Annotated in this window: 11 protein-coding genes and 1 tRNA gene; 1 reads left to right on the top strand and 11 read right to left on the bottom strand. The window is 70.0% G+C overall.

Going from position 1 to position 15,455, the window contains the following annotated elements; translation table 11 throughout:
* Positions 1–69: 69 nt before the first annotated feature.
* Together CA12_RS12315 and CA12_RS12310 are read right to left on the bottom strand one after the other, a co-directional pair.
* Entirely contained in the window at positions 70–1,545 is a 1,476-nt protein-coding gene (locus CA12_RS12315) for a hypothetical protein (protein ID WP_145359218.1), read from the bottom strand.
* A 652-nt stretch (positions 1,546–2,197) separates the two neighbouring features.
* Positions 2,198–2,998, bottom strand: coding sequence for a helix-turn-helix domain-containing protein (locus CA12_RS12310; RefSeq protein WP_145359217.1), 801 nt, complete (start codon positions 2,996–2,998; stop codon positions 2,198–2,200).
* A gap of 971 nt (positions 2,999–3,969) precedes the next feature.
* Here CA12_RS12310 and CA12_RS12305 point away from each other — a divergent pair.
* Entirely contained in the window at positions 3,970–4,452 is a 483-nt protein-coding gene (locus tag CA12_RS12305) for a hypothetical protein (RefSeq protein ID WP_145359216.1), read from the top strand.
* Positions 4,453–6,027: 1,575 nt separating this feature from the next.
* Here the strand turns inward: CA12_RS12305 and CA12_RS12300 are convergent.
* The 9 genes from CA12_RS12300 to CA12_RS12260 form a co-directional block, all read right to left on the bottom strand.
* Positions 6,028–8,118 (bottom strand): hypothetical protein, encoded by a 2,091-nt coding sequence (locus CA12_RS12300; RefSeq protein WP_145359215.1) that lies wholly within the window; start codon positions 8,116–8,118, stop codon positions 6,028–6,030.
* Positions 8,119–8,181: 63 nt separating this feature from the next.
* On the bottom strand, positions 8,182–9,147 hold the full coding sequence (locus tag CA12_RS12295; protein ID WP_145359214.1) for a bifunctional DNA primase/polymerase: 966 nt from the start codon (positions 9,145–9,147) through the stop codon (positions 8,182–8,184).
* A 136-nt stretch (positions 9,148–9,283) separates the two neighbouring features.
* Positions 9,284–9,715 carry a hypothetical protein gene (locus tag CA12_RS12290; protein ID WP_145359213.1) on the bottom strand — a complete coding sequence of 144 codons (432 nt, stop codon included), beginning with the start codon at positions 9,713–9,715 and terminating at the stop codon, positions 9,284–9,286.
* Positions 9,716–9,879: 164 nt separating this feature from the next.
* Positions 9,880–10,410, bottom strand: a complete 531-nt coding sequence (locus CA12_RS12285) for a hypothetical protein (protein ID WP_145359212.1) — start codon at positions 10,408–10,410, stop codon at positions 9,880–9,882.
* Between the two features lie 161 nt (positions 10,411–10,571).
* Positions 10,572–10,976 (bottom strand): hypothetical protein, encoded by a 405-nt coding sequence (locus CA12_RS12280; RefSeq protein WP_145359211.1) that lies wholly within the window; start codon positions 10,974–10,976, stop codon positions 10,572–10,574.
* A 151-nt stretch (positions 10,977–11,127) separates the two neighbouring features.
* Complete coding sequence (locus tag CA12_RS12275; protein WP_207621967.1) at positions 11,128–11,424, bottom strand: helix-turn-helix domain-containing protein; 297 nt, start codon at positions 11,422–11,424, stop codon at positions 11,128–11,130.
* Positions 11,425–11,670: 246 nt separating this feature from the next.
* On the bottom strand, positions 11,671–13,494 hold the full coding sequence (locus tag CA12_RS12270) for a hypothetical protein (protein ID WP_145359210.1): 1,824 nt from the start codon (positions 13,492–13,494) through the stop codon (positions 11,671–11,673).
* Positions 13,491–14,714 (bottom strand): tyrosine-type recombinase/integrase, encoded by a 1,224-nt coding sequence (locus CA12_RS12265; RefSeq protein ID WP_145359209.1) that lies wholly within the window; start codon positions 14,712–14,714, stop codon positions 13,491–13,493. Before CA12_RS12265 ends, CA12_RS12270 begins: the two co-directional genes overlap by 4 nt.
* A 187-nt stretch (positions 14,715–14,901) precedes the next feature.
* Positions 14,902–14,983, bottom strand: a tRNA-Leu gene (locus tag CA12_RS12260).
* Positions 14,984–15,455: the final 472 nt, after the last annotated feature.

Genomic DNA, 15,455 nt, shown 5'->3' with positions numbered 1-15,455 from the left:
CGGGCCCGCCCTGCCCCCGGCCCACGGCTCGGCCGCCTCGGCCGATGATGATCGTCGGACGGAGGGCCATTACGGGTGCCGCCCGACCCACCCTACGATCACCGGGCTCGTCGTCGGCTCGAAGTAGATGCGGACGCACCGGCTGGGTGCCGTGCCGTCGGAAACCTTCAGGTGGAAAAAGAACCGCCGACGTGTCTCTCCGTCGTGGAAGGTCGTTTTTCGTGCCAGCTGCGGATCGTTCTTTCCGCTCTCAGACTCGCCGGAGACGGCCCCGCTCCCGCCGAGACGCTCCGCGAGCCAGCGGACGGGGTCCTGCCCCAGGGCGGACTCGCCGGACCGCCGCCGAGAAAAATCGGCCAGCACGGAGAGATACTTCAGGATCTTCTCGGGCGGGCCGGCGCCGGGGTCGAGGTCCGCTGCGCCCCGCTCGACGTCCTTCCCGAACAGGAGGTCTTCCGAAAACTGTTCTCTCGCCCGCCTGACCGCCTCGGCGACCGAGGTCGGCGCGGAGGGCGGAATGTTTGCCGAGCCTCTCCCTTCGCCCTGTTTTTTGAGAAGGCCGACGATCTGCTGCCTAAGGCCGAAGACTTCGGTCTTGAGTTGCTTGACGAGTTCCTCCGCGGCGTCGGCCCGGTCTTCCGCGGAGACGGCCGCTTCGAGCAGATCGTCAGTCTCGCCACGGCCTTCGTCGACCCCCTGGGCACGCGCACGACGCAGTGCGGCCTGCTGCTCCTCCTGCCGCTCCGCGCGGAGCACGCCCCGGACGGCGTCGTCCGCCGCCGACCGGTTCGCGATGACGCAGCTCGTCGGGAAGATCAACTCCCTCAGCTCCCGCCGAAGTCGCTTTCGCGGGACCGACGGATTCCAGAGCGGGTGATCCGAGGGAGAGTCGCCGGCCGTCGCGTTAGGCCAGAACAGGCGTACGGCGCCGCCGAAGCACGACAATCGACTGTCGCCCTCGCCGACAACTCCCCAGCCGGCCGCCGTGTCGATGCGCACCACGCGGGCGAGCGCCAGCAGGTCGGACGCGACCACCCGATCGAGGTCGTGTTCCGGGAACCCGCCGCTGACCTCGGAAAACACGACGACCGGAAAGACCCTGCGTTCGTCGAACAGGATCTGTGACAGTCGGCGGCCGGCCTGACGCCCCCTGAACGTTTCGGGCTCCCGCCGGACGGGAGCGCCGGCGGACATCCACGTGAGCGGGCCGCGTACCAGGTCCTCGATCAGGCGGGGCCTGTAGAACTTGACGGGGCTGGTGCGGAAAGGCGGCCCGTCCTGGGAGAAGTCGAACGTCAGCCCGACGTCCCGTTCCGCCTGCGAGACGGTGACGACGGTCTCGCACTGGAACCCGCGTTCGTGCGGCTGGCGGATCGTCCAACGGACCCGGCGGTGTTCCCGGCGCTTCCCGACGGACCGTTTCGGGGGCGAGCCGTCGTTCGCTCTCCGGAAGGCGAGCCAGTCCTCGACGACTCTGATCGTCTCTTGGAAGCCGCTGTCACCGCCGTCGGGCAGGTCGAGGGCGTAATGGGCGAGCCGTTGCATCAGGGAGCGGTCCGGTTCGGTGTGGCGAAGGGGCGGTCTCCAACGCATGCCGGCCGACGACCGCGTCGGTCCGCGAGAGGTTCCTTCCGGATACCTCCGCTAGCAAGGGTCGCCAGGCGAGCCACCTGAGAGTCGCCATCGAGCGGAACTCTTCGCCCAAGCGTCAGGCCACATGGCGTCGACGGAACCGGCAGCGGCGGGAGGACTGCGGCAGACGGAGGTTCCCATACCGCAAAACAGCCGCCGTCGATCCGGCGAGCAGTGGGAGAAGCCAGAACCGCGAGCGCCCGCCGCGGTCGCCCCGGCTGCGGCGTTCGCAAGTCCGCCAACTTCGGCTCGTTCGTCGCCAAGGCCGGCGTGGCACGTGCGGCGCGACCTGTCGGAGCGGTCCGGGGGAGTGGGACGGCGGCTGACGGCGGTTCGGCCGGCGGGATCCTGACGGGCGGCGGGAGGCGGCCGCCGGGGCGCCTCAGGTTTCGCTCTCGGTTCGTGCTGGAAATCCGCCCCGCCGCCGCGGCGCCTGCTGCGAGGCGGCGGGACCGGCCGGATGGGCAACAGTCAGGCGGGCACGAATGGGTTCGAGGGATACAACCCTCGCCTTCGCTGGGTCCTTTACTGGACGGGGGCGAGCGTGCTTCGATCGAAACGCCAGTTACCTCGAGAGCGGGCCGGTGCGGGACACGACGAAGCCGACCGCCTCCAGCGCCCCCGCGGCGGGTCCGGGAAGACCGGCGGCGTCGGCCGGCGGGTCGGTCCTCAGCGGAAGTTTGAACGACGCCCCCTCCGCCCGCCCGGTCAAGCGGACCCGGTGCGCCAGCGACAGGGTCGGTACGTCGCCCATCAGCACCACCGGCGGGGGGAGCGAGACCCGCTTCCGGGACCGGCGAGTGTTGGGTTCGTTCGCCTCCCATGCCACGGTCAGGACGGTTTCGACGTCGGTCACGACGACCACCGTGTCGCACGCCCGCGGCCGGTTCGCCGCCGTCCCGCCCAGGGTCGCCTCGGCCAACACCCGGTCCAACCGAACGGCGTAGGTTCCCACGGCGACGAACTCCGCTGGGACGTGATGTGCGCCAAGCATGGTCGCCCCGGCCGAACGTTCGGCGAGGAACCGGTCGACGAGCGGGATCGCCATGGCCGGCGCCGGTTCGCCGGTCAGCAGGGCGGTGACGTCCGCCCCCTCCGCCGCCAGTCGTTGTAGCAGCCACACCGCGGGCGGGGTCTTGCCGTCTAGGGCGTCGCTGATTCGCGGCTGCGGCACGCCCCAGGCCCGGGCCGCGGCGGACTGGCTGCCGTGCAGCGTGAGCAGCGTCGCCGCGACCCGCTTCGCCAACGCCGCGTGCGGCCCCTCCGGCGCTGATCGGCGAGCCGAACGGGGCTTCCGCTTCGGCCTGTCCGCACGCTGCTTCTGGGCATTCGGCGATGGATCGTCTGCGGGACTGGCGGAGGGCATGCCAGACAGCCTATGGCGCCGCACCCCGCCGCCGCACCGCTATCGGGAATCACGTTACGTTTCGCGAAACAGAAGATCCAATTCCGTGCGTTCTGGTCAGCGAACACAATGCAGGTCGACGATCTCGTCAGTAACTGATGTGGCGTTAGAAGTGGGCCTGAGAGCCGAGGAGTGGACGGGTTGTCCATGTCCGCGAGGGCTCTCTCGGACGACGCGGCATTGGATCGTCGGCGCACGTCAGCAACCGGGGCGAAACTCCTGACGCCGCCGATGGTCGGGACCCACGACACTGTCAGGGCCGACGCGGTCTCGATTGGGGGGCTGACCTTTGGTAGATCGACCTCCCGCTCGTCCGCATCGCAGCGGGCCGTTAGGGCCGAACGAACCGGGGAGATCGCCTGCTGAACGCCAGGGGCGCGTCGCTGCCGCAACGCTCGGCCTATCAGGCCGCCGTGACGAGCAGCGCCAGCGTCGGGGAGAGCGAGGGCCCCTGAGAGCGAGAAGACCTGCGGGGCCTGCCGGTGAGCCCACAGGAAGCCTGCAGCCTGTTGGTGAATGGCGGCACGGCCACGTTCGGTGCGACGCAGGAGCGGCGTGTCTGGCTTCGCCCGCCGCCGCAACCTCTACGACGCTCGGGGCACCAACGCTGTGGACCGAGGCCGCTCGGGCGCATGGCGCCGAGGTCGGCAGCGAGTTGGCTTAGCGATCGAGAGGCACGCGAGCGGGGCGGCCGGAGGCCGACCCGCGGTGTTTATGGAAAGGCGGAAGCTGGCTTCCTCGAGGTCGGCGAGATTTCTCCGGTCGCATCAAGGGGCAACGGCGGCGTGGCGTACCCAAATGGGACCTGGAGCCAGCACCCTGTGCGCCTGCAAACCCTGCCAGAGACCCTGCCGGCTTGCGCAGGCATTCTGCCAGGCGACAATGGACCGATCACTTTCGCTACACGCCCGACGCCCAGCAGAAGCATGACGATGAACGCCGCCTCGAAGGCCGGTCAGCCCTGGGCCGAGGACGAGGAAGCCATGCTCCTCACGATGACCGACGCGGAGTTCGCCAAGGCGACGGGGCGAACCACCGGCGCGGCGGACAGCCGTCGCCGGAAGCTGGGCCTGCCGAACTCGTACAGGACCTTCGGCCCGGAGGGAACGCGGGTCTCGCCCGAGGCGGCGAAGGCCCTGACGAACTGCGTGAACGCCCTGCAGCGGGTCGTGACCGAGGCCGCGGCGGGACTGGCCAAGGGCCGGGCCGGCGCCGACGGCGAGCCGCCGGTCATCCAGGTCAGCGATGTGGACGCCGTCAGACGCGAGTTGTTCGCCGTCCTGCCGCGGGGACTCGTGAAGAGCACGCCCGGCCTCGTGGCTGCACTGGTGAAGAAGGCGGACTGCGACGCGGGAGCATCGAAGCCCAAGGCCGGGCGGCGGCGGGCCGCTCGCTCTGCCTACGTCGGCATCTGAACAAGTCCGTTGCGTCTCACAGGCGGCGGCCGGTGGCGAACGTCCGTCCATGGATGGCGAGAAAGCCATGAGGGCCGCGCCTCTGGTACCCGCCGACGTCCCCTCCGAAGCCCGCCGATCGATCCGCGGTCGGGATGGCGACGGCGGCCCATGCGTCCCCTTGGAGAGCCGTGGCGGAGGTCTACCGGCCATTCACCGCCCCGCTAACAAAAACTGTCGACCTCCCGCGGCGGAGAGTGCCCGTCGAGCCACAGGGAGATTCCGTCTGTGACTCTGCTTGCTGCCCAACATCACGACATGAACAGCCACCGGTCCTAGGGAGCGTTCCGCCGTTCCACTGTTCCGGTCGAGGAAGAGCCCCCCCACCTGTACTTCTTCCCCACCCTTACTCTCTTTTTAAAAAGCGACGGAACAACGGAACAGGAGGCAGTAAACCCTTGGAGAGGCATAGCTTGCGTCGTTCCGGCGGTGGTTGGCCGGCCGGAACAGGCCGGAACAGGTGGAACGCTGCCGACAGGTGCTTCGTCACCCGAACCGCGGCGTAGGACTTGAACAGCGTTTCCGGCGGCAACTTCGATGGCAACTCGTGTGCCCATTTGTCCTGCAGCGACTTCCTTGAGGGGCAACCCGTTTGGCGACCGCAACGCGTATGCCCCCCGATGCCGAGCGGAGCCCCGTTCTAACGTCAGAGTTGATCGGCGGCCACGCATCGTCTCGTTCGCACCGGCGACGTTCAGCAGGAAGGAACGTTCTCAGCGAGCCTTGAGACGTTCTCGCCGTGGGACGAATCGTCCGAACAGTTCCGTGCCTCTTAGCGACGGCGCCTCCAGCGGCGTGACGGGGCGTTGGGGCGAGCGGCGAGGCCGCTGCGTTGCGAAACAGATCGTTGTGTGGGTTTCAGTACAGCCCGCAGCGTAAGTCCCGTCAGAACGTCCTCGCCGTCGATGGGCGTTCGATAACGCGTCGCTGACTGCGGCGGAGCCTTCCCGCTGGCTCACGTCGTCAATTAAAAATTGCCGCGGGATCTCGCCCTCGCCGTGCCAGTGTTCAGGCTCGAAGGGACGCGAGCGGGGCTCCCGTAGCGGACCAGACCGTTCGACACGTTCTATTCTCGGCACCTCCTGAAAACGCACCCCTATCGAGAGCAGCCGCTTTGGAAAACTCCTGCGGCCTCGCCCCGGCGCACGATCCGACCCGAACCGGAGAGGCGATCGGGTGAACGCCCGATCTGCTTGAGTTCGGCGCCCCGCTGCAATGCCGACTCGCGATTCATTCCTTTATACGCCGCCGTCCCGTTGCCAACTCGCACGGGGCAAGGAGCGCCTGACAGCGTCGAGGCTCGGCGGTGTCGGAGCCTGACGGATCCTCAGTCTGGGTGTGGGGGACGTGGTGTGCCCGCGACGCTCCGCCCGCAGCACCTCGATCAAAGACGAACGATGCACCGGCCGCCGCCTTCGTCCGGCCGGCGATCGTGCAGATCGAGAGCTCCCCCGAAGCATGGAACTTGATGGTCCGCTCGACAAAAAAGAAACCCCCGGCCCCCGCGGAGGGAGTCGGGGGCTGGGCCGGCGACGGTCAGGACGCGTCGCCTTCGCGGCCCTCCATTTCCACCACCGCGATGTCGAAGGCCTCCAGCGGCACGATCACGCCGTTGAGGGACGGCAGCCCGGGGCCAAGCCGCTGCTTGGATGCTTCGGCCCCGTCGACCCGGCGGAGAATCTGGTTGAGGTCCGCGTGCTCGTGCCGAGTGCCCTTCAGCACCTTTTCGCACACCACCTTGCCGACCACGAAGATGCGGGGCTCCCCCTGCTCGGCCTGGTCGTGGAACACACGGAATCCCCTCGCCGCCAACTCCCGCCGAACCTCCCGATGCCGCAGGTCCACCCGGGCGACCCCCGTAAAGAACTTCACGCCGGCCTCCGCCCCGAGCAGGCGGCCGAGCGGATACTCCGTCGGGCGGGAGTCGCGGTCGGAACCGGGGAGCTCCTTCAGCGACCCGCTCAGCCGGACCGGGGCGGACATCATGGCGTGCAGGATCGACTCCTCGTTGGTGACGGTGTCCAGCTCCCCGGCCCGGCCTTCCAGCAGACCCAGCAGGCGGGCCTCGGCCTGATCGCGGCTGGCGCCCGCGCCGTGCTTGAAGACCGTCAGGAACGCCGCGGCGACCGAGAACGATTCTGCCACTCGCGTGTGCACGCCCTCGACCGTCACGCCGTTCAAGGACTGGATCAGGGCGTCGGCCGGGCGGGCGAGGCGGACCGCCGAGACGATCAGCCCGGCCCGCAACTCGTGCAACTCCGACTCCGGCGGCAGGTCCGGCAGGCGGTGCACCGGCGGGGCGGCCATGTTGATCACCATCCGGCGGTTTTCGTCCTGCGGGGCGCCCCGCAGGCCGTGGACGCCAACCCGCAGCACCATCGAGTCGCACCGGGTCGACAGCGGCTTCCCGCCGGGCGTGCCGCGGAGCGTGACGCCCCCCCGGCCGGCGCTCCGCAGGAACTGCTGGACCCGCTCCCCGTGCTTCCCCCAGCTGTCCCACTCGTCGGCCACGTAGGCCATCGCGGTATTGTCGATGTGCTGCCGCAGCCCGGCCTCGGTCGACGGGTTGATCCAGACCGCCCGGCCGGACGGCCCGGCCCACAGCGGCAGCAGTAGGCGCTGGACCAACACGCTTTTCCCGCTGTTGCTCGTGGCGACGATCTCCCCCAGCGGCCGCCAGGACAGCGTCCCCGGCACGTACCCGGCGGCGATCAGGCCCGCCGCTGCGTCGGCGTCGCCGGGGCGGAGCCAGGACCACTCGCGGACGGCAGTTTGCAGTCTCGCAAGCTGATCGGCGGCGTCGGTATCGCTGGCCGAAAGCAGGCGGTCGAGCAGGTCGGCGGGGGCCCACGCGGCCGACCGGTCCCGGGCGAGCGCCTTCCCGCCGACCCGGTGCCCGGCGTACTCCGCCCAGGATCCGTCCGGGTCGCCGCAGAGGACAACGTCGCCGTTGACGACGAACAGCTCCTCGCCGGCCCGCCAGACGCCCTGACCCCAGACGTTGCCGGCCTCTTGGCGGGGGGCCTCGCTGGCGGCGGTGGCGATCGCCTGGACCGCCTCACCGAAGAGGTACTGGCCGGGCCGGCGGTCGGAGCTCGGCTTCTCCAGTAGCGTCGTCGCCGGCGGGCCAGCGACCTGCACCAGGTCGGCCTTTTTCAGCCGACCCAAGTTAGGGAGCGGCGAGAGTTTGCCGGTCCGCTTGCTGTAGACGAGCGCCGCCCCGCCGGCCGTCTCCGCGATCACCTGAAGCTGCAGGGCGTCGAGCACCGCGTCCGGGGCCGGCCCGGCCGCCGTCGTTGCGGGGGCCGCGCCGGCGTTGAGCTCGAGTCCGGCCCGCAGCGCCTCCCTCCGCCCGGCTCGGGCGTCGAACGTCAGGCCGTTGTCGGCGGCGGCTCGTTCGGCGTCGGTCAAGAACGCGGCGACGGAGTCGACGTCGTTCGGGTCAAGGGTTCCGGCGTGCAGCGGTTCGCCGTCCGGGTCCAGCACCGAGCCGACCAGGTGGCCGGGGTGGGGGAGCGAGGGAATGAACAGCAGGTCGCAGGCCGGGGCCTCCTCGCGGGGCGACGCCCCTTCGGCGGGCGGTGCGTCTGGCTGGTCGGTGTGCAGCCGGAGCGTGGGAGAGGACATGGGCATTGTTTTCGCGTTGAGCGTCATGAGAAACGGTGGTAAATGGTCGGCGTAGCAGGCCGCTCAGAGAGCCCGGCGGCGGAGTTGTGCGGCGAAGTCGGGCCGCTCGACCGCCGGCGACCGGGGCTGCGACAGGGCGCTCTCGATCGTGGCGAGGGCCTTCTCCTCCTGGGCGGCGTCCCACGGGGCCGCGCCCAGCAGCAGGGCGGCCTCGGCCCAGGCGTCGTCGCGGCCGTTGCCGGCGAGATCGCAGGCGGCGCGGAATAGCCGGCCGTTCCAGTCCGGCCCCTCGGCGAACTCGCCCAGCAAGAACCGCTTGGTGGTCCGGCAGACGCCGGGCAGGTGTTCGACCCGCAGCCGGTAGGCGGCGGTCATCGCCGTCGGCGGGGCGGCGGTGACCGGCCGGGCGCCGGCGGAACGGTGCGTCCCGACGGCCTTGCGCTCGGCGTCCGCGTAGAACTCCGCGGCGATCGCCGCCGGCAGCGGGGCGAGCGGCAGATCCAGCGGGGACCGGCCGTCACGCCAGCGATAGCGGTCGCCGGACGGGTGCAGTGACGGCGCCCCCTGGATCAGCCCGCCGCCGCCGCGGAACTCCAGTTCGGCATGCCACGGCGTGATCTTGGCCGCTGCCGGCAGGTCCGGCGGGGTTTCGAAGTACAGGTGGAACCGGTCCGGGTCGGCCGACCCGCTGTCCACCGTCCAGGTGCCCGGCGTGCCGCCCAGCCGGTCCGCCAGCGCCGCGCCGGCGGCGGCGGAGTCGACGTCGACTACGGTCGGCCCGTCGCCGCCCAGGCCGATCGCGACGCCGTAGTGGGGGCTGATCCCCCACCACCGCTTCGCCTCCTCGGGCGTGGTCACCGTGCCGGCGTCGCGGCGATCGGCGTAGGGCAAGAATGGGCGTTTCTCGCCCGGCTTTGTGGGCAGCGTGACCCAGCCGAGGTTCGCGTAGAACCGCTCGGCGGTGCGGACGTCGTCGAAGACGCCGTCGGCTGCGGCGGGGTCGCGCCCCGCAGATCTGTCAATTAACATGGAAGTCGTTGAGGAGCGCCCGCGTCGCCCCCCGGCCCCGGCAAGAGCGTGGGCGGGCGACGCGGGTGCGTTGCAGTCAGTGCCGGGACTTGAAGGCCCCCGGCGGTGGCCCAGAAGGTTTTGTTGACCTGGACCGTCAGACGGTCTCGAGGTCGCCGCCGAGGAGATCGCGGGCCTGCTCGGTCAGCAGCGCCGTCAGCTCCTCCGGCGACTTGCCCGGCGCCTCGGCCAGCACGGTGAAGCCGATGTGGGAGCCGGCGGCCGGGTCATTCGTGTCCGCCCCGGCGGCGTACAGGACCCGCAGCTCGTCGGCGGCCAGCATCTTCAGGAAGTCCGCGGCCCGGTGCGGCAGGCGGCGGTCGGGTCGGGGGAGCGAGAACTCGACCAGCGCCAGGGTGGCGTCGCGGGCGCCGCGGCGGAGGGTGCGGACGGCCAGCTTCGGGCGGGGCGCCTCGGGCGGCGAGCTTTGGTGCCGATGCCGCGTGAACGGCCCGGGCCGGTGGCTGCGAGCCGGACGGACCGGTCCGCCGGCCGAGGGGCGTGGGGGCGGTGCATAGGTGGTGTTCATGGAGAACCTCAGTTGGATCGAGTGATCGAGAATGGAGGACGGCGTCGGCTGCAGAACGCGACGCTCCGCCGGCACGCCGAAGACCCCGTCCGCCGCCCGCGCCCCGTGAGGGAGCGGCAGGGCGGCGGTACGGGGCGGCGGGGCTTAGGAATGCCGAAGGCCGACTACGCGGCGGGGACGCCCCCCCACGGCACGTCCAGCGGGCCGAGGTGCTTCTCGACCAGCTCGCGCACCGTGTGCTCCGGCAGCAGGGAGATCAGCCAGAACACCGTCCAGCCGTCGCCGTCCGGGCGGCCGAAGAGCGCGTGCGGGTAGCACTTGAGCGGGCCTTCTTCCACGGAGGCGCTCCGGTGCGTGACGATCCCGCCCGCCCGATACACGGCGGCCTCGAACTCGTTGATCGCGAGGTGCCGGGCCGGGGCGGCGAAGTTGTCGTACACCTCGACGCCGCCGAACCACGGATACGGATGCACGCTCCGGTGGACGGGCCGTTCTTCGTTGTAGAACTTGCGGGGCCTCTCCCAGAGTTCGTGGTCGTGGACGCCGAACGGACTGGAGGCGTAATAGAACTCCATCTCGGCCCCGGCGGTGTCGGGGCCGACCGGGTCCGGGCGGTCGTAACTGGGGTCGACGATCGGGCTCGCCGCCGGTTCGGGGGGCGGGGGCGCGGCGAGGGTGGTCGTGGTGGATTTCATCTGGGGTCGTTTCGCGTTTCAGCAGGGAACGTTGTGACGGCGCCGGTCTTGGGGCGGTGTGCTCCGGCGGCACCCCGAAGGCCCCGTCCGGCGGCGCCGCGCCCGGAAAGGGCGACGACGCCGTCGGTACGGGGCGACGGGTAGTCAGGCGGCGACTCGGACTAGCCGACGTGCGTGAGGCCGATCTCGCCGACGGTCGCCTGAACCGCGTCCCGCACCGGCCACACGCCGCTCCGCCGGCTCATCCCGTCTTTCACGGGGACTTCGAGCAGCAGCACGACCGTGTAGGGCATGGCGTAGGACGGGTGATCGTCTTCCGGGTCGCCGTACCCGCCGACGGCCCGCTCGACGACGCCCTCGGCGGAGAGCCTCTCCCGCAGGGCGGACAGCCGCTCGGGCCGGCCCTCGTCCGGGTTGTTGTCGGCGAACGCGATCAGGCCGGTGACCTGGTCGAAGAACACGTCCCGGCGGATCCGGAACGCCATCGTCCCGGCGCAGGCGGCGAAGGCGTTGGCCCGGGCGGTCAGTCCGGTCTGAGTCATGGCGGTCTTGGTGGAGAGTTGCATCTGGAACTTCCTGGGGAGACGTGGGTGGAGCACCCGCGGAGCGGGAGCAAGGGGAGGCTCGGGGCCGACCGCGAGGGTCCGGCGCCGGGGGTTCGGGGGCGCCGCGGGCTTCAGGCCGGCGGCGCAGCGTTCGAGCGGGCTCGGGGCCCGCTCAGCCGTCGGCGAGCAGTTCTTCGAGGTCTTCGCGGCGCACCAGCAGCCGGCCGCGTGGGCCGGTGCCGTGCACGCGGGTGGCACTCAGGCGGCCGTTGTTGATCCAGGTGCGAACCGTGTACGGCGCCCGGCCGACTTCGGCGGCGACTTCCTCCACGGTCAGCAGCGGCTTGGCCTTGCCGCGGGCGTGCTCGACCAGCTCGCAGACCATCTGCTTGATCGAGACGATTTCGCTCGCCAACTCGGCGGGTGGGGTCGACGCGATCGCGTCGGCCAAGGAGGGGGAAACGGGCACTGGTCTTCCTCGGTGCGGGAATAGGATCCACGCGGACCGGAAGACGAGAGAGCCGCCGACGAGAAGCGTCGGTGCAGAAAGAGATCGTGCGGGGCTAGTACCCGTCTTCACGATCCGCCGAATGGGACTCACTCCGGCCTTGCGGCTGGAGAGACCGGTAACCCCCGCATTGGCGGAACGCGGGGACCGGGCATTGAAAGATACCGTTACGTCATGCCGCGTCAACGCCCCGTGGGCGTCGGGCGATCAGAAAATCGGAACCGTTCTCAGACGGATCTGCGTCTCCACTCGGGGGAGCGGCGTTCCCAGAGCCGTGGCCGCGGCCTTTCGACAGCGGAGCACGCCGTCGGCGGGGTCTTCGTCCGGCGGGCGGCAGAGTACGCCGTCGGCTAACAGCCCCGAGGGCCGGGCGCCCGCCCTCTCCAGTTCGAAGACCGTCGCCGCAAGGATCTCCCCGCGCGTCAGCGTCACGCCCGCCGGGCACCGCATCCAGCACGCCACGGGCCCGGCGGGGGCGCCGCCCGCCCCGCACACGGGCTCCCGCAGTGCCGCCGCGGCGGCCTTCGGGGATTGGCGAAAGCGCTCGACGCGTGCGGGGGCGGCGGCGTCGCCTGACTCCGCCGCCGTTTTTGCGAGGAAGCGGAACATGACCTCGCGGTTCTCCCCGCCACGGTCGCTCGTAAAGACGTGGAACGCCGAGGCGCCGAAGCCGCCCCCGCCCGGCAACACCGCCCGGAAGGCTTTCGACGCCTCTTTATATTCCTCGAACGGGGACGACTCGTCGAGTCCGGCGACGCGGGGCAGGTACTCGTAGGGGTCGATGGAGAGGTTCGCGGCGAACCCGTTCCAGCCGGCCTGCAGCAGGGATTCGCGGGCTCCGGACATACGGGCGGCCAGATCGGTCCCGTCGGCGCCGCGCCGTTGCGCTAACTCGACCGCGTCGTCGTCGCCCAGCCCGAAGATCAGCGACTCGGCCGCGACGTCGGCCAGCTCAGGAGATGCACAGGTCCGCGTTATCCCCGCGGACAAGAACTTTATCCGTTCGCCCGCCGCCCGCCGCCATGCCTTGACGTCGAACTCCCCCCGCTCGAAGTCGCGGCGGCCATATATGTCTGCCCACGCTCGGTAGGCGAGGAGATTCAACTCCGGATATCGGACAGCGACGGGGCGAACGCCGCGCTCGTCTGACAGCATTTGCGGGCCTTCCAGCGGCGGCTCCGCGTCGGCCGACAGCGTCGGCACGGTGTCGACGGCCGGGCGGAACTCACCGATTTCCACCGAGGTACGCAGCCGGTCGAGCCCTTTGATCGCGAACCAGGCCCGCAGCGCCGGGTCCACGGCGGCGAACGGTCCCCACCCGGCCGCCTGGCGGGGCGGACCTCCGTCGGCGGCGGGGGGCAGCGAGAGCGGACGCCGGAAATGGTCGTTGAGTTTGTCGAGGCGATCCTTCAGGAACGCCCGCTCCTGGTCACGCGAGACCGCCAACTCGCCGGAATCGCCGCGCTTGACCAGTCCTTGTGAGAGCGGCAGGTGCGTTTTGCCACCGACCCTCGGGAAATCGAGATGGGCCGCTTCGAATTTCCGGTCGTAGTCGTCGAGGAAATTCCGGCAGGCAGTGCGGTCGAGCCGCAGTTCCGCTCTCCGGAGAACCTCCGCGGCGACGGAGAGCGTCGCGTCCGCGACGTACCCCGGCGGCTGGTAGAAGTCGCCGTCGACCAAGACCGTTTCCGCGGCTTGATTGATCAGGCTTCGAGCCGTGGCGTCCGTCCACTCCGGCGCCGCGGCAGCCTCCTCAGGATGAGTCAGAGAGACGCGCGTGAGGAGCAGGTCGGCGTCGACAAGCTGCCCGGCGGCGACGGCGGCGAACAGGGCGTCCCGGGCCGTCGGAACCGCGTCGGCGGCGGCGAGCACGAACCGCCCGACGCTCTCGCAGACGAATCGTTCCCGTCCGTCCCCGCCGTTCCTCAGCAGCGCCGCGACCATCTCGGGGGGGAGGGGTTGGGCCTTCCCGTTGCCGCCGTCGGCCTTCGGACGGAACCCTAGGGCGGTACCGGGATCGCGACTGGTCACGCCGCCGCTCCGTAGTCCAGCACGCCGACGGCGGCCTTCGTCTTCGCCGGGATCAGGTGGCGGTACCGCTTGGCCATCTCCTCGGTGGTGTGGCCCATCAGTTCGTTGATGACCCGCTGGTCGATCCCGGCCATGGCGAGGTTGCTGGCGAAGGAGTGGCGGTAGGTGTGGAAGCCCACCTTGAACGTGTTGCCGCTCCAGGGCAACTGCCATTTCGTGCCGCGCATGGGCTGCCAGAACAGCCGGTTGGCCCGATCCCGATTCAACTCCGTCGCGTCGTCGTCCGGCACGACGTACCGCCCCCTTGCGTCGTCAGTCGCAGCCAGCAGTTTGGCAAGATCCGGGTGGATGTCGACGGTGCGGGGCGTTTCCTTCTGCCGGCGGCTCTGCTTCCGGCTGTGGGCGGTGAGCGTGCCGCTCGAGAGGTCGACGTTCCGCCACTCCAGTCGGATAACCTCCCCCCGCCGCATCCCGGTGTAGGCCGGGATCGCGTGCAGCAGCGCGCTCCGGGGATCGTCGGCGTTCTCCTTCGCCAAGGCCAACAGTTCGCCAATCTCGTCCGGCAGCAGGAACAGAGATTCCCAGAGCTTTCGATGCTCCTCATCGCTGAGTCCGCCGCGGGCCACGATCGCTTCGATCTCTCCGCAGGTGTGAAATTTCTCCTGAGCGGGCTTGGCCCCCACCCGCTTCACGCCGGCGGCGGGATCATCCGCGGTCAACTGCTCCTCCGTCGCCCAACTGAAGAACTGCCGCAGGGTCTGGCGCTCCAGCTCGACCGTGTTCGCATGGCGGGACTTCAAGCGGATCTGCAGAAACTCCCGCACGTCGGCGGACGTGACCCGATCGACCGGCTGATCAGCCCGCCCCCCGAGGTGTCGGCCAAAGTGACGCAGGTGCAGCATTTGGCTGCTCAGGTACGACTCCGCGACCAGCGGCTTCTGGCGATCCTCGAATCGTCCCACTGCGACGCGGAACGTCGGCACCTTCGGCGCAACGGACGTCGCAGCAGCAGTGCCGCCGGAGAGGATGAACGTTCCGGGGTTCACGCCGTCGGGCACGGCCAGCGTCCCCGTCGTCAGCCGGTGAATCGTGGTTTCCACGACCTTCAGCCCGTTTTCGGCCTCCTTCCGGTCCCGGGTCTTCAAGCTCTTCTTGTACTCACGGCCGCCGTAGCGAAACCGGGCGAGGTAGATGCCGTCCTTCTGGCCGAGATTCGCCATGACGAAAGCACGAGGGGTTGGAGACACTTCAAATGGGGCGGAAACGCTGCCCCGCCGGGCGGCGCCACGCCGTACCACATGAGCGCCTCCTGAGGCACTTATGAGGCACCATTCTCGCCTCGCGAGTCGCGGCCGGCAATCACCTGCCGACCGCTCCGCGACCTAACCCGTTACACTGCAAGAAGATTGGGGCTGACAGGACTCGAACCTGCACCCTGTGAAGGACCGGATCCTAAATCCGGCGCGTCTGCCAGTTCCGCCACAGCCCCGGGCGAGCGGCAGTCTAACCCGCTCCAATGCCGGCATCTACAGCGGGATCGCCGCGGATGTGACGACTTCGACCTGGGGGATTGCCGGAAAGTTGTCGCAGGTGATTCTTCGTGGCAACGGACAGGTTGACCTGCCCCCGCCCGCAACGTCGAATGGGGGTTAGTCAGGCTGCGCAAGCCTGGGATCCTCTCCGCCCGCCGTGGGACGCGGGCGACCGGGGTTCCAGATTGCTCAGACGCCCACATCGTGACGCTCGTCGCTACCGGTCTCGTCCGGCCGTCGATGGATTCCGCCGTTTGGCGGGGTTCGCCGGCGACCGCCCGGCCGGTGGTCCGGACGCGGACGGTCGTGACGCGCCGGCCCGACCCGCCGGCGTCAGTCGGATCGGGAAGGGTCATGCCGTCTACGGTTCGCGGCCGATGGGTGTCACAGGCGCCCCGTTCCGTAATTCGTCTTCACCCGGCTGCGGTC

This window comes from Alienimonas californiensis (assembly GCF_007743815.1).
Taxonomy (GTDB): domain Bacteria; phylum Planctomycetota; class Planctomycetia; order Planctomycetales; family Planctomycetaceae; genus Alienimonas; species Alienimonas californiensis.
This window is presented reverse-complemented; position numbering and strand designations above follow the sequence as displayed.

Bases quoted from the DNA above. Each gene is read 5' to 3' on its own strand.
- CA12_RS12300 (WP_145359215.1), bottom strand. From the start codon at position 8,118: ATGTCCTCTCCCACGCTCCGGCTGCACACCGACCAGCCAGACGCACCG.
- CA12_RS12315 (WP_145359218.1), bottom strand. From the start codon at position 1,545: ATGCAACGGCTCGCCCATTACGCCCTCGACCTGCCCGACGGCGGTGAC.
- CA12_RS12265 (WP_145359209.1), bottom strand. From the start codon at position 14,714: ATGGCGAATCTCGGCCAGAAGGACGGCATCTACCTCGCCCGGTTTCGC.
- CA12_RS12280 (WP_145359211.1), bottom strand. From the start codon at position 10,976: ATGCAACTCTCCACCAAGACCGCCATGACTCAGACCGGACTGACCGCC.
- CA12_RS12295 (WP_145359214.1), bottom strand. From the start codon at position 9,147: ATGTTAATTGACAGATCTGCGGGGCGCGACCCCGCCGCAGCCGACGGC.
- CA12_RS12290 (WP_145359213.1), bottom strand. From the start codon at position 9,715: ATGAACACCACCTATGCACCGCCCCCACGCCCCTCGGCCGGCGGACCG.
- CA12_RS12305 (WP_145359216.1), top strand. From the start codon at position 3,970: ATGAACGCCGCCTCGAAGGCCGGTCAGCCCTGGGCCGAGGACGAGGAA.
- CA12_RS12285 (WP_145359212.1), bottom strand. From the start codon at position 10,410: ATGAAATCCACCACGACCACCCTCGCCGCGCCCCCGCCCCCCGAACCG.
- CA12_RS12310 (WP_145359217.1), bottom strand. From the start codon at position 2,998: ATGCCCTCCGCCAGTCCCGCAGACGATCCATCGCCGAATGCCCAGAAG.